Genomic DNA, 14,623 nt, shown 5'->3' with positions numbered 1-14,623 from the left:
GTGATTATCTAAGTTATAACAAATTAAATGAAAAAAGTTGCGAAAATTATTTTAGTAAGCCCATTTTAAATAAACAGAACCCCAGGTAAACCCGCCGCCAAAAGCAGCTAAAATAATGTTGTCGCCTTTTTTAAATTTATTTTCCCACTCCCATAAGCATAGCGGGATGGTTGCGTTTGTTGTGTTGCCGTAACGCTCAATATTTATCACTACCTTCTCGGGGCTTACGCCGGTACGGCTGGCAGTGGCATCAATAATACGTTTGTTGGCCTGGTGTGGTACAAGCCATGCAATATCATCGGCGCCAAGCTCATTACGCTCCATAATTTCGGCAGCTACATCAGCCATGCTGGTTACAGCAAACTTAAATACAGCCGGGCCGTTCTGGTAAGCGAAATGTTCGCGGGCATCAATGGTTTCGTGGCTTGCCGGGCGTAGTGAACCACCTGCCTTTTGGTGCAGGAACGGTATACCCGAGCCATCGCTTTTTAATATAGAATCAATTACGCCGTTACCTTCATAATCGGGCTCAATTAAAGCTGCACCGCAGCCATCGCCAAAAATGATACAAGTGGCACGGTCAGTATAATCAATCATGGCCGACATTTTATCGGCACCTACTACCAGTACTTTAGTGTGTTTACCGCTCTCAATAAATTGCGCCGCGGTAGTTAAGCCGAAAAGGAAACCCGAACATGCAGCCTGCATGTCCCAGCCCCAGGCGTTTACCGCGCCAATTTTATGCGCGAAAATATTTGCCGTTGCCGGAAATTGCAAATCGGGGGTAGTAGTACAAAATATAATAAGTTCTATTTCTTCGGGGCCTATACCACGCTTTTTCAGAAGATCCTGAACTGCGGGCACGGCGAGGTCTGATGTGGCTAAACCTTCGCCTTTTAGTATTCTCCGCTCTTTAATACCGGTGCGCGAAGTTATCCACTCGTCATTTGTATCAACCATGGTTTCGAGTTCCTGGTTGGTCAAAATATAATCGGGCGCGTAACCTCCAACAGCGGTAATAGCAGCATGAATTTTACTCATCTTTTCAATATTTTACTGAAATGCTTGCTTAATTTTATCAATAAGGTTGCTCTCAACCATATTTTTTGATAACAGAACCATATTTTTTATGGCCTCAGGACTTGATATGCCATGCCCCACAACAACAGGCTGGTTTAAACCGAGTATAGGGCTGCCGCCGTATTGCTCGTAATTGAACCTGTCAAAAAATTCGTCTTTAAATCCTTTTTTAAGCGTGATCACGTAAAAGGATTCGGCAAGTTTAAGGATAACGTTACCTGTAAAACCATCGCAAACGGCAATATCAAACTCGCCGCTAAATAAATCGCGGCCTTCAATATTACCTACAAAGTTAAACATGTTGGTATCCTTCATTACATGGTATGATGCCTGGGTAAGCAGGTTACCCTTTTCCTCTTCTTCGCCAATATTCATTAACGCTACCCGAGGATTGCTGATACCATATACCGATTCGGCAAGCAAACTGCCAAGCACGCCAAATTGCAGCAGGTTATCGGGTTTGCAATCAGCATTGGCACCTACATCCAACAAAATACCCAAACCGCCTTTCAGTTTGGGTACAATGGTAGTCATGGCCGGGCGTATAACACCCGGAATGGTTTTAACGCTGAACATACCGCCTACCAGCATGGCACCTGTGTTACCTGCCGATGAGAAAGCCTGAATATAGCCTTCCTTAAGCAGCTTAAACCCAACGCTAATACTTGAGTCGGGCTTTTGAACAATGGCCTTGGTAGGGTGCTCGCCCATGCCTATCACTTCGGTTGTGTGTACAAACTCGAAGTTGTCAGGGTTCGCATTATTTTCCTGCAAAATGGATGTAGCAATCTCCCTGTCACCAATAAGTACTAACTTTTGGTCAGCGGATAATGTTTTATAAGCTTCGATAGCCCCTAAAACCGTAGCTTTGGGAGCGTAATCACCGCCCATAATATCTAAGCCAATCTTCATTTCAGAAAATTAAACTTATGCTACTGCTGTGTTGTCTATAAGTAATTTACCGTTATAGTATAAATTACCATCAACAGTATAAGCTCTGTGTGGCAGGTGAACTGCACCTGTAGTGGCACAAGTAGTTAGAGTTGGCGCTACTGCTTTATCATGCGTTCTGCGTTTATCTCTTCTTGATTTCGAAATTTTTCTTTTTGGATGTGGCATAACTTCCTGGTATAAATTTATTTAATCTTCTTGAGCGCGTCCCAACGCGGGTCCGTCGTCTCATCCTGTTCATCATTAGCTGATAGCTTTTCAAGGCTTTCCAGCATTACTTTATCACAATCGCGGCCGTTACCTTCATTACTGCACGCTGCTATAAATGGCACCGATACATTAATATATTCATACACCAGCGCGGCTATACTGATCTCGTGATCATTTTTACCGAGGGTAATGATGTCGTCGTCCCCGTCAATTTCTTCTTCAGTGAATTTTGCTATCTGCTGTTCTTCAATATCTACAGGTTGCAGGTATTCAGATAAGCATCTGTCACAATTCATATTAACTGTACCCGTAATATGGAAATCCAGTATCAGCATAGTTTCCTGCTTCTCCAGTTCTACCACACACTTGAGGTTGCCTTTTTTCACCAATGAATATTCAAATTCATCAAAGAATGAGTCTGTGATATCAAACTCAAACCGGTGCTTTCCTAAAGCCAAACCTGTAAACGGAATCGAATATTTTCTAAGCGATTTCAATGAGCAACAATTAGCCCGCAAATGTATGGAAAAATACTATAACTGTAAAGTGTTTTTTTATTTATGAAAAACACCCGCTAACCAACTGACCGTGTTGATGATAAAGATCGTCCGGTTAGCAACACCTGCCTTTTATTCGGCTTTCGCCGCAAATAGGTGTTCGTACCGCTATCAATACTTAACCACCAATTACTTACAGTAATTACTGCAAAGGTATGCTTATTATTAAACGCTGTGTATGAAATAACCTTTAAAAAATCCGCATTTATAAGCCGGGGGACTTAATCCCTGTCGCGGCTTAGCTTGGTAAAGGCCAGCGGATCTTCGTTCAGTTCAATATTTTCGCGGCGGTGTTTTACGATGTGCAGCGCCGAAAACAATGCCTCGCGGAATGATACTTCTGATGCTATATTCTTCCCGGCAATGTCATAAGCGGTACCATGATCGGGCGAGGTGCGTACAAAATTCAACCCGGCGGTAAAGTTTACGCCCGATTCAAAAGCGATCTGCTTGAAAGGGATCAAACCCTGGTCGTGGTACATGGCCAGCACGGCATCAAACTGCATATAGCTGCCGTTGGCAAAAAAACCATCGGCGGCATACGGGCCAAACGCCATAATGCCGTTAGCACGGGCTTCTTCAAGGGCCGGTATTATTATTTCTTTTTCTTCGCTGCCTATCAGGCCATTATCGCCCGCGTGCGGGTTAAGGCCCAGCACGGCGATCTTAGGTTTACGGATCCAGAAATCGTTACGCAGACTGGCATCCATCAGCTTAAGCTTGGCCAGTATTTTTTCAACCGTAATGCTTTGCGCTATTTTGGTAACCGGGATATGGCCCGTTACCACCCCTACCCGCAGGGTATCGCTCACCAAAAACATCAGCGACTCGGCAGCGTTATCCCTTTGCTGCAAATATTCGGTATGGCCGGCGAAATTGAACGTTTCTGTTTGAATGTTATATTTATTGATAGGCGCGGTTACTAAAGCGTCGAGTTCGCCGGCCAGCAGGTCGTCGGTAGCGCGTGCCAGTGACAGCAGCGCGTATTTGCCGCCGGTAGCGTTTATTACACCGGGCTCCAGCTTTACATCCTCTTCCCAGCAATTGATCATGTTGGGTTTGCCATGCTGCATTTGCGATGGATGGGTAATTACATTGAAATTAAACTCCGTAGCATTGCCTATGCGGCGGTAAAATGAGGCTACCTTGGTATGCCCGTAAACAACAGGTGTACAATATTCATAAACCTTGCTTTCAGACAGCGTTTTTATGATTATCTCTAATCCTATGCCGTTTACGTCGCCTATACTGATACCTACTCTTATTTTTCCGCTCATTTTATATATGTGGTTTACGCCGGTCTGCAATAATATTACGCCGGTATTATGCACTTTAATGCCTTATTTTATACTTATTATTTTGTCTTTTTAGCTTTAGCAAATTGCAAATAAAAGATTTTTAGGTTTAAAGTTCCTGATTAAAACACAAATATGCCTTAATTTGCTTAATAATTGTATAGCATGTCGTTAGTAAGGGCAAAAAAGCATCTGGGTCAGCATTTTCTTACTGACAAAAATATAGCCGCAAAAATTGTAGAGAGCCTGCGGCCCGAAAAAGGTTACCAACAGGTACTGGAGGTAGGCCCCGGTATGGGCGTACTGTCCGATTTCCTGCTGCAAAAAACCGAATACGAAACTTCACTGATAGATATCGATACCGAATCGTACCTGTTTTTGCAGAAGAAATATCCGCAACTGGGCAGCCGTTTGCTGAATGCCGATTTTTTGGAGCTTGATTTTGCAACCACCTTTAATGGCCCAATGGCGGTAATAGGCAACTTCCCTTATAATATATCCTCACAAATACTTTTTAAGATACTGGATAACCGCGACCAGGTACTGGAAGTGGTAGGTATGTTTCAAAAGGAAGTAGCCGAACGCTGCAACGCCAAGGCAGGCAGTAAAGAGTATGGCATACTAAGTGTTTTTTTGCAGGCCTATTATAAGGTAGAATATTTGTTTACCGTAAAAGCAGGCGTGTTCAATCCACCGCCGAAGGTATTATCGGCCGTGATTCGTTTAAGCCGCAACGAAACCCAAAAGCTTGATTGCGACGAGAAATTATTTTGGCAGGTAGTAAAGGCCGGGTTTAACCAACGCCGTAAAACCTTGCGCAACGCCGTATCATCGCTCATTAATAAAGAAAAAATGACCGACGAACCGTTGCTCGATCTTCGTGCTGAACGCCTTACCGTTAAAGATTTTGTAGACCTGACCAATAAAATAGAGGCCGGTCGTAAATAGTTTATTTTACCGGTATGGCTATTGGCCTCGTTATGGTATGCAGCTCCTTAACCGATTCCGACATTCTTTTTATGAAGATGTAATTGGCCGTGCCGCCTATCACCGCCCCTACTATGGGTATCAGGCGCTGGGCCGCGCGTGCGCCAAGTTTCATCACCAGTTTTTCGGCAACGGCCTCCATTATATTTTTTGTAACGGCTACACCTGCTTCTACCTTAAGTGATGCTGCCACCAGCGACATAAACTCCTCAAAACTTACCTTATAACTGCCCTTGTTATAGTACATAATGGCCATGGTTACCCTAAATTGCTGGGTAATGAGGTTAACCACATCAACCGGTAAACCTACCAGCATGGTAACTATACCTCCGCTGCCCGATATTACACCCGAACCTGCTGCCAGGTAAGCGCATTGGTTAATAAATTTATCCAGCCCCAGCGTATCCACGCCCTTTTTAACATTGAGCTGATCTATACGATCAAAAATTTGCCTGAAACCCTCGCGGGATAATTTATCGGCGTATACTTTTATATCGGTACCTATTTGTTTTATCGGTTTCATTTTGATGTTTATAAAGGAAAAACCCTGCATTTATAATGCTATTCGCGTGCCAGTTTTATGTTAGAGTGTAGTAGTGCCCGCATTATTACAAATCTGCTACCAATATGTATTCAATTTAGTGGTTGCAAAGCCGTCAGATTCATACATTTGCTTTAATAATACTTGTACATTTTGGAAAATAGAATATTAATTGTTGACGACCTGCACCCTGCCTATATGCAAGGCGCCGAGGCCAAAGGTTATATATGTGATTATCATCCCGATTTTACACTGGCCGATACCCTGCCTGTAATTGCCAATTACCAGGGACTGGCTATCCGCTCGAAATTTGAGGTAGATAAAACCGTGATGGATGCCGCTACCAACCTGCGTTTTATTACCCGCGCCGGTGCCGGTATAGATAATATAGACGGTGAGTACGCCGAGCAAAAAGGCATCACTATACTTAACGCTCCCGAAGGAAATTCAGACGCGGTGGGCGAACACGCGATGGGTTTGCTGCTCTCTTTAATGAACAAACTTAACCCGGGCGATGCCGAAGTGCGTGCCGGTTTATGGCAGCGCGAAAAGAACCGCGGTTACGAACTGAAAGGTAAAACCGTGGGTATTATCGGCTACGGCCACATGGGGCAAAGTTTCGCCCAAAAGCTCTCGGGCTTTGGGGTTGATGTTATAGCTTACGATAAATATAAAACCGGTTTCTCAGACCGTTACGCCCGCGAGGTGAGTATGGAAGAGATTGTAAAGCACAGCGATATATTGAGCCTGCACGTGCCGCTTACCTCTGAAACCCAGTACCTGGTTGATGATGAATACCTGTTCCATTTTAAAAAACCGATCTTCTTTATCAACACATCACGTGGTAAAACAGCGAGGGTACGCGCGGTGCTGAACGCCATAAACAGCGGCAAAATTATAGGTGCCGGTTTGGATGTACTGGAGGTAGAAAAGTTCCCGTCGTTAGGCGAACAAGAATGGTTTGAAGACCTGCGAAAATCAGATAAAGTGATCCTTAGTCCGCATGTGGCGGGATGGACCTTTGACTCGTACCGCAAAATAAGCGAGGTGCTTGCCCAAAAACTGGAACCCCCTAAATAACAGCGCTTAAGCGATAAGGAAGAAACGGTTATTAACGCTTCTTTAAAATTTAACGTTCAAAAAAATTTGGATTATAAAATTTAAATCTCTTATCTTCGTTTTATACCAAAGCAAGACTATACAGGCATACGGCCCGTATAGTCTTGTTTGTTTTTTAAACTAAGTCAATGCGTCCTTCTTAAAAAAGGGAGGGCGGTTTTTTTTTGACAAAGCGAATCAAAATAATAATTGAATTTTTAAATTAACTGTGCGTTATGGCAGATGTAGCATACTACACCAAAGACGGTTTAGACAAACTAAAAGAAGAAGTACAATATTTAAAAACAACCGGGCGTGCCAATATCGCGAAAGCGATTGCCGAAGCCCGCGATAAAGGTGATCTATCTGAAAATGCTGAATACGATGCCGCTAAGGAAGCGCAGGGGCACCACGAATCTAAAATAGCCAAGCTTGAAGAGGTATTATCAAATGCCCGCCTGCTTGACGAATCAAAACTGGATACATCAAAAGTACTGGCCCTATCTGTTGTTAAAATAAAGAACATCAAAAACGGCGCTACCATGAGCTACCAACTGGTATCAGAAACCGAAGCCGACCTTAAAGCCGGAAAAATATCGGTATCATCACCTATTGCCAAAGGCTTGTTAGGTAAAAAAGTAGGTGACAAAACCGAAATTAGCGTACCCGCCGGCAAAATAGAATTTGAAATACTTGAAATAAGCAGGTAAATTTATTGAGTGAAGGAATTTATTAAGTGAAGGATTGATTTAGTGAATGAGTGAATGTTATACTAATACCAAACTACTCGCTCACTCACTAAATCACACACTTGCTCATTCACTAAATCACTAACTCAAAAACTACTATCTACTCACCACTATCTACTCCCTCCCTATGTCTACCATATTTTCAAAAATTATAGCGGGTGAAATACCTGCCCATGTAGTTGCCGAAAGCAATGATTTTTTGGCATTTCTGGATATTAGTCCGCTGGCCGAGGGGCACGTGCTGGTAATACCCAAAGCAGAGGTTGATTATATTTTCGACCTGGAAGATGACGTGTATGTTGGCTTGCAGCTATTTGCCAAAATAGTAGCCAAGGGCGTTAAAAAAGCAATTCCGTGTAAAAAGGTTGGCGTAGTGGTTATCGGTTTAGAAGTACCGCATGCCCATATCCACCTCATCCCGGTAAATAATGTTGACGATATCAACTTCGCCCGCCCAAAACTATCATTCACCAATGAGCAACTGGCCGAAACTGCGGCGAAGATAAAAGAAGCGCTGAGGGAAGAGGATTAGCCAGGGACTCACCCTGTCTTTGCTTCGCTCGACGTCCCTCTCTGCTGCGCAAAGAGGGAGTTTTAGGATGGATTTAATTTACCTATATAGTCGCTCCGGCCCACAGGCGTTGGAAAAACTACTTGGCATCTCGAAACGCAGTGAGAGATCTTCTTCATTACGCATGTTTGCTACTTGCTTGATGAAGAATATTTTCGCTATTGCTCAAGAGAGTAGTTCCTCCCGTTCTTCGTTCTAATTGACAAAAAATCATCTTACCACACTTGTGGCTCCAGCCGGGCAACGGGTATTACGAGGCGTACAGCCGCTCTGATTCAAGCTCATTATAGTTTCATTTTCTTCATTCTAAAGAACATCTCTCATCAATGTATTTTGTGTAAGCTGAAAGCTTACCCCATACTTGGTCACGAGTTGCGCTATGCTAAACTCGCGACTGCTAAGATATTGAAATTGAGTGCTACGTATAATATTGATGAAATCATACAGAAAACCTCGAACCACAACCCTGAAACTTGATATAAATTTGAAAAGAAAAAAGGCCTTAAAATAGCAAGACCCCTGATGGGCAGGGGCCTTTACTAACCAATTATAAACCTAAATTATGAGAAGAGCTGTAGGAGAAGGGGTCGAACCTCCACGGAGTGGTTATTCTTATTGCTAAGAGTTTCCCAGTTTCTCCGCCACCGCGACAAGGAGGTGTGTCTGCCAAAAATTTCACCATCCTACAGTATTGTTGTTAATTCCAAGCCATTGGAATTGCTGTTGGGGAAGGATTCGAACCTCCACAGAGTAGTTAGCCATTGCTGGTTTCCTATGATCTCCGCCACCGGGACAAGGAGGTGTGTCTGCCAAAAGTTTCACCACCCAACATTGTGTTTTATATTAATGAACGATAAGCATTTTGTCATTTGCTTGATACAAATTTAAAGGACTTGGCACTTTCTTGCAAATATTTCAACAAAAATATTTTATTTTTATTCAGATTTTAATTAAACTTGTATTAAAATATAGATTTTTAAATTTATGCCCCACAGAAAAGCCCAAAATTTAGAAATTGATAATCTTGATATTCAGATATTATCAATCTTAATGAAGAACGCGACTACTCCTTATACCGAGATCGCTAAGGAATTAATTGTTTCCGGCGGCACCATACATGTACGTATGAAAAAGCTTGAGGAGATGGGAGTTATAAAAGGAGCAAGCCTTGAGGTTGACCCCCAAAAGTTAGGCTACGACATAACCGCGTTCCTGGGTATTTACCTTGAAAAGGGCTCGCAATACCAGGAAGCTGTAACCCAGCTTAAGGAGATCAACGAAATTGTTGAGCTGCATTATACTACAGGCAGCTGGAGTATTTTTGCTAAAATAGTATGCCATGATACCAATCATTTACGCGAGGTGCTTAATGAGAACATCCAAAGCGTAAAAGGCATACAACGTACCGAAACCTTTATATCACTGGAAGAGAGCATCAAACGCCAAATAACCCTCGAATAAGGGATAAACCTCTTACTTAAATTTATTTTTAAGCGCTGCCAGTTTAATTGCTATATCCGTTTCGGGTTGTGGCTTGCTTTGCCTGTTTGCCACATTCCGGTCGGTATGCTTTTTGGCCGGCGCTTGTTTTTCGTTCTCTTTCATTGATAGCGAGATCCGCTTGCGGTTCACATCAACTTCGGTAACGGTTACCTCTACCTTTTGAGCTACCTTTAACACCTCGTTAGGATCTTTTATAAAGCGGTTGGTGATCTGGCTCAAATGCACCAAACCATCCTGGTGCACGCCTATATCCACAAAGGCGCCGAAGTTGGTGATATTGGTAACAATACCCGGCAGTTTCATGCCCACCTTAAGATCGCCAATGGCGTTTACACCTTCGGTAAAGCTGAAAGTTTCAAACTGCTCACGCGGGTCGCGGCCCGGTTTGGCCAGTTCGGCTATAATATCGTTAAGGGTTGGTAAACCCACAGTTTCTGACACATATTTTTGCAGCGGAATACTTTTGCGCAGCTTGTCGCTGGTCATGAGTTCTTTCACCGAGCAATTAAGATCCTTGGCCATTTGCTCTACCAAAGTATACCTTTCCGGGTGTACGGCACTGGTATCCAGCGGGTTTTCGGCATCGCGGATACGCAGGAAACCTGCCGCCTGCTCGTAGGCCTTATCACCCAAACGGGCTACCTTCTTCAACTGGTCGCGGCGTTTAAAAGCCCCGTTTTGGTCACGGTATTCCACAATATTTTGTGCCAGTTGCGGCCCAAGGCCCGATATATAGGCCAGTATTTGTTTCGATGCCGTATTCAGTTCCACACCAACGGCGTTTACGCAACTGATTACGGTATCATCTAATGATGTTTGCAGTTTATTTTGATCAACATCGTGCTGGTACTGGCCAACACCTATTGATTTCGGGTCGATCTTCACCAGTTCGGCCAGCGGATCCATCAACCGGCGACCGATAGATACTGCGCCCCTCACGGTAACATCCTTATCCGGAAATTCCTCGCGGGCAACATCTGAAGCGGAATAAATTGACGCGCCGCTTTCATTTACCATTACCACGGTAACTCCCGGCAAATTAAGGTTCCGGATAAACACCTCGGTTTCGCGGCCTGCGGTGCCATTGCCGATAGCGATAGCCTGGATATTAAATTTTTCAGTTAAGTGCTTAACTGTTTTCTCGGCTTCTTTAACATTACCTGCGCCGGTGTGTGGGTATATGGTAGCGTTTTCGAGCAGTTTACCCTGCTCATCCAAACACACTACCTTACAGCCTGTACGAAAGCCCGGATCTACAGCCATCACCCTTTTTTGACCAAGCGGCGCGCCAAGCAGTAGCTGACGGGCATTCTCGGCAAATACGCGGATGGCTTCTTCGTCGGCTTTCTTTTTGGTGAACAGGCGAACTTCGGTTTCCATTGATGGTTTCAGCAAACGCTTGTAACCGTCGGCAATGGCCAAACGCACCTGGTCTGACGCGGCATTGTTGCCTTTTATAAACGTACCATCCAGCAAAGCGATGGCTTCATCTTCGGCCGGTTTAATATCCAACCACAAAATTTCTTCCTTTTCGCCGCGGCGCATGGCCAGTATCCGGTGCGATGGTGCCGATTTTACAGGCTCTGTCCAATCGAAATAGTCTTTATATTTAATCCCCTCTTCCTCTTTACCATCGGCCACTTTTGATTGAAAAGTGCCTTTTTCGATAAACAGTTCGCGCATTTTGGTACGCACATCGGCATTTTCGCTGATGGTTTCGGCAATAATATCGCGGGCACCGCCCAAAGCTTCTGTAAGGTCTTTTACACCTTTTTCGGTATCGATATATTTTTCGGCTTCGGCATCTACATCAAAACGGCCCTGCTCCATAATTACGTCGGCCAGCGGTTGCAGCCCTTTTTCGCGGGCAGTGGTGGCGCGGGTTTTACGTTTAGGGCGATATGGCAGATAAATATCTTCCAGCAATACCATGGTTTCGGCCTCATTGATCTTCGCTTCCAGTTCGGGAGTAAGTTTGCCCATATCAGTAAGCGATTTCAGGATGGCTTCGCGGCGCTTGTCCAGATCACGTAGTTGTTGTGTACGATCGCGGATGGCGGCCACTTCTACCTCATCTAAACTGCCGGTAAGCTCTTTACGGTAACGGGAAATAAAAGGCACGGTAGCGCCTTCATCCAGTAAATTAACGGTAGCGTTAACCTGCTTTTCGGTAATGGAAAGTTCGGCAGCGATCTTTTTGAAATGAGTAACCATAGGTATCTGTTTTTTCGGAATGCGAAGTTGAGATACTTTAAGCAGAAATCAAAGTATTGTGGAGATTTAAAGCGATTGCAGGTTTAATAATATGATTCCGGATTTTTAACCGCAGAATAATGATTGAATAGGTTTATAATTTAACCACAAAGTGCACAGAGTTTGCCACGGAGTTACACAGAGATTTTTTTGGGAATGATTATTATAAGTATTGTACAATATAGTATTTCTCTTTTATACTCTATTTAAGCCCTTTGTGTAACTCTGTGCTAAAATCTCTGTGCACTTTGCGGTTAAAACACCTCGCAATAACTCAATCCCTAAAAATGCCACACCACCTTCATACTCACATTGTGCCCCATGTTATAGATGCCCGAACGGCCATTGGGCGATGCAGTATAATACTCGAAATACTTTAAGCGGTTAAGGTTTGATTGATAGGCTTTATCGAAAATGTTATCGGCCTGTACAAATAGCTCGAACCATGTTTTGGCGGCTTTGGGTTTAATGGCGGTGCCCGCGCTCAGGTTAATGAGGGTATAGCCGGGTGTATAAGTTTCGGTATTATCAAGCGCGTAAAAATGATCTTGCGCCGAATACATGTCGGCTTCAACAGCAGCATATATTTTTGAGAAGATACCGTAAGTACCGCTCAGCTTGCCCCGTAATTCGGAACGCACATGCAGCGGCGGTATAAATGGCAGGTATTTAGCCGCGCCGTTTGATCGCTCTATCAGTTCCTCGTTTTTATTGATACCACGCACGTATGCCAGGCTATTGTTAAAGCTAAGCCACTTTATAGCCTCGGGGTGCAAGTTGAGCGTAACCTCGGCACCGTACAGGCGCGCTTTAGATTGCTGGTACTGATACGTACTGTTACCAGGCACTATCACCACCGGATTGCCGTTGGCATCGGTTAATTTTGCCTGGTATATGTAGTTGTTGATATTGTTATTGAAAACCTCCATCACTATATCCAGATTTTTCAGGTAGGCGATAAAACCGACATCCTGCTGCAAGCTAAATTCGGGATTGAAATCGCGGTTACCCAGGTAAACAATATGCGCACCCGGATCAAGCCCGTTGGAGCCGATCTCGGTAATGTTTGGCGCACGGTAGCCGCGAGCCACATTGGCTTTCAACAGTAGTCTGTCGGTAATGTTATACGTTAAACCCAGGCTCCCCGAAAGACCGGTATACGTATGCCTGAACGCCGGGAACTGTAAGTTGGCACCGGGTGTATTGGACTGAACCTGCTTGCCGAAACCCGTTTGCGGATCGTGCCCAACATACAGATCGTTCCATTTTATATTGCGGCTATCATAACGGATGCCACCCGATACATCAACCTTACCAAAGCTCTTTTTGACGAACAGGTACGTGCCGATATCGAACAGGTTATAATCCGGGATGGGCAGATCGGTGGCGTTTTTATTGCGGTTGGTTTGGTAAAAACCGTTAGCACCAACAGTCGTTTCAAACCCCGAAAAAATTGGCAGGTTATACCTTGCCTCATAATTGAGCGTGTTTAGCTGGATATCTAAAGCAGGTTGTTCTACCATAGTTGGGTGCGTGTACTCGCGGCGCAGGTTTTGCTGCACACCCAAAATAGCGTTGATGCTGCCCTCGCCAACGTTGAACTTGCTTTGCGAGTATACCCGGTAATGCTTAATACTTTGCGTTAACGGCGCAATGGAGTATGATCGTAACTCGTTATCGGGCACTATCGGCCTGTCTTTTATATTATCGGCTTCGGCTACCTGCTTGGTAAAACGGCGGGTAAGCGAATCGCGGCTGCCGTCGGGTATTTCCTGTTGGTTATTATATAAAGTGGCCGCTATTTGGGTATATCCCCATTTTTTATCGGTGCGTGCCATTGCCGATAAGTTAACCTCGCGGAAGCCGGAATTATATACATAGCCATCCACATTGTTACGATAATCATGCGCGCCTTTTGCCGTAGCCCTGAAGATGTATTTCCAGTCGCTCTTTTTATAATATAAGCCTAACGACGAACCGATCATGCCGTTATTAGTATGGTAATCGCTGGTGAAATCGCCCTTAAAACCAACGGTATCATGCTGGGTAAACGGAATCATGTTGATCACCCCGGCCAGCGCATCAGAACCATAGGTTAAACTCGCCGGGCCTTTAATTACCTCTACCCGGCCAATGCCATAAGGGTCTATCTCAATACCATGTTCATCACCCCATTGCTGGCCTTCCTGCCGGATGCCATCGTACAGCGTAAGCACCCGGTTATAACCGAGGCCACGGATGAAGGGTTTGGAAATATTAGGCCCGGTAGTTACGGCATTTACCCCCGGCACACCCTTTACAATACTTTCGATAATGTTGGTGCTGATGTTTTGGTCGAGATTGGTTTTGGAGAGCACCGCTATAGGCACCGGGTTTTTACGCAGCGTGGTGGCTCGCGACACCCCGGTTACTACCACTTCGTTCAGTTTAGAGGTAAAAGGTTTGAGGTTGGTGTTCAAAATTACAGTCTTGTCGCTGCTGATGGTTACGGCGCTTTTCTCCTGCTCATAGTTAACGCTGGAAAATGTTACGCGGTAATTTCCCGCCGGTACATCCCGTATTTCGTAATAACCTGATGCATTGGTACGCGTGCCCAAACGGGTACCGCTAATAGTTACCGATACGTGCGACACGGGCACGGTATCGGCCATTACGGTGCCTTTAATGCTGATGTGCTGGGCTTTGGCTAAAGTTGATAATAATATAAGGAGGCAGATTGCAAGGTTACGCATCATAAATTAATTTGGACAAACATATAAAATAATTTAGTTAACACAATAAATAAAATTAGGTTTGCCTAATTTTATTTATTGTGACTATTGCCTATG

At 44.3% G+C, this 14,623-nt stretch carries 13 protein-coding genes and 1 tRNA gene; 5 read left to right on the top strand and 9 right to left on the bottom strand.

The window, feature by feature from the left end:
* Positions 1 to 51: 51 nt before the first annotated feature.
* The 5 genes from ABD894_RS17740 to pdxA form a co-directional block, all read right to left on the bottom strand.
* A complete protein-coding gene (locus ABD894_RS17740; RefSeq protein ID WP_345212405.1) occupies positions 52 to 1,041 on the bottom strand; it encodes a beta-ketoacyl-ACP synthase III in 990 nt (329 codons plus the stop codon).
* Positions 1,042 to 1,053: 12 nt separating this feature from the next.
* Positions 1,054 to 1,992: a phosphate acyltransferase PlsX gene (plsX, locus tag ABD894_RS17735; protein WP_345212404.1), complete on the bottom strand. Its 939-nt coding sequence runs from the start codon at positions 1,990 to 1,992 to the stop codon at positions 1,054 to 1,056.
* A 15-nt stretch (positions 1,993 to 2,007) separates the two neighbouring features.
* Entirely contained in the window at positions 2,008 to 2,199 is a 192-nt protein-coding gene (gene rpmF, locus ABD894_RS17730) for a 50S ribosomal protein L32 (RefSeq protein ID WP_345212403.1), read from the bottom strand.
* Between the two features lie 17 nt (positions 2,200 to 2,216).
* Entirely contained in the window at positions 2,217 to 2,738 is a 522-nt protein-coding gene (locus ABD894_RS17725; RefSeq protein WP_345212402.1) for a YceD family protein, read from the bottom strand.
* A gap of 281 nt (positions 2,739 to 3,019) precedes the next feature.
* On the bottom strand, positions 3,020 to 4,075 hold the full coding sequence (gene pdxA / locus ABD894_RS17720; RefSeq protein ID WP_345212401.1) for a 4-hydroxythreonine-4-phosphate dehydrogenase PdxA: 1,056 nt from the start codon (positions 4,073 to 4,075) through the stop codon (positions 3,020 to 3,022).
* Between the two features lie 183 nt (positions 4,076 to 4,258).
* Between pdxA and rsmA the strand changes: the two genes are divergently transcribed.
* Entirely contained in the window at positions 4,259 to 5,041 is a 783-nt protein-coding gene (gene rsmA, locus ABD894_RS17715) for a 16S rRNA (adenine(1518)-N(6)/adenine(1519)-N(6))-dimethyltransferase RsmA (RefSeq protein ID WP_345212400.1), read from the top strand.
* Between the two features lies 1 nt (position 5,042).
* On the opposite strand, the gene ABD894_RS17710 is transcribed toward rsmA, so the two are convergent.
* Positions 5,043 to 5,603, bottom strand: a complete 561-nt coding sequence (locus ABD894_RS17710) for a hypothetical protein (RefSeq protein WP_345212399.1) — start codon at positions 5,601 to 5,603, stop codon at positions 5,043 to 5,045.
* A 171-nt stretch (positions 5,604 to 5,774) separates the two neighbouring features.
* Between ABD894_RS17710 and ABD894_RS17705 the strand changes: the two genes are divergently transcribed.
* The 3 genes from ABD894_RS17705 to ABD894_RS17695 all read left to right on the top strand — a co-directional run bounded on the left by ABD894_RS17705 (position 5,775) and on the right by ABD894_RS17695 (position 8,000).
* A complete protein-coding gene (locus tag ABD894_RS17705) occupies positions 5,775 to 6,701 on the top strand; it encodes a 2-hydroxyacid dehydrogenase (RefSeq protein ID WP_345212398.1) in 927 nt (308 codons plus the stop codon).
* Positions 6,702 to 6,955: 254 nt separating this feature from the next.
* Positions 6,956 to 7,429, top strand: coding sequence for a transcription elongation factor GreA (greA, locus tag ABD894_RS17700; protein WP_345212397.1), 474 nt, complete (start codon positions 6,956 to 6,958; stop codon positions 7,427 to 7,429).
* Positions 7,430 to 7,595: 166 nt separating this feature from the next.
* Positions 7,596 to 8,000, top strand: a complete 405-nt coding sequence (locus tag ABD894_RS17695) for an HIT family protein (protein ID WP_345212396.1) — start codon at positions 7,596 to 7,598, stop codon at positions 7,998 to 8,000.
* 759 nt (positions 8,001 to 8,759) lie between these two features.
* On the opposite strand, the gene ABD894_RS17690 is transcribed toward ABD894_RS17695, so the two are convergent.
* Positions 8,760 to 8,870, bottom strand: a tRNA-Asp gene (locus tag ABD894_RS17690).
* A 153-nt stretch (positions 8,871 to 9,023) separates the two neighbouring features.
* Here ABD894_RS17690 and ABD894_RS17685 point away from each other — a divergent pair.
* A complete protein-coding gene (locus ABD894_RS17685) occupies positions 9,024 to 9,500 on the top strand; it encodes an Lrp/AsnC ligand binding domain-containing protein (RefSeq protein ID WP_345212395.1) in 477 nt (158 codons plus the stop codon).
* 12 nt (positions 9,501 to 9,512) lie between these two features.
* Here the strand turns inward: ABD894_RS17685 and ABD894_RS17680 are convergent, their stop codons facing one another.
* Positions 9,513 to 11,756 (bottom strand): Tex family protein, encoded by a 2,244-nt coding sequence (locus tag ABD894_RS17680; protein ID WP_345212394.1) that lies wholly within the window; start codon positions 11,754 to 11,756, stop codon positions 9,513 to 9,515.
* A 320-nt stretch (positions 11,757 to 12,076) separates the two neighbouring features.
* The gene (locus ABD894_RS17675) at positions 12,077 to 14,530 is read right to left on the bottom strand and encodes a TonB-dependent receptor (protein ID WP_345212393.1); all 2,454 of its coding nucleotides are present in this window, start codon (positions 14,528 to 14,530) and stop codon (positions 12,077 to 12,079) included.
* Between the last annotated feature and the right edge of the window lie 93 nt (positions 14,531 to 14,623).

This window comes from Mucilaginibacter gynuensis, assembly GCF_039541195.1.
Lineage (GTDB): Bacteria > Bacteroidota > Bacteroidia > Sphingobacteriales > Sphingobacteriaceae > Mucilaginibacter > Mucilaginibacter gynuensis.
The sequence above is the reverse complement of the archived record's forward strand: the minus strand, read 5'-3'. Positions and strand labels throughout refer to the sequence as shown.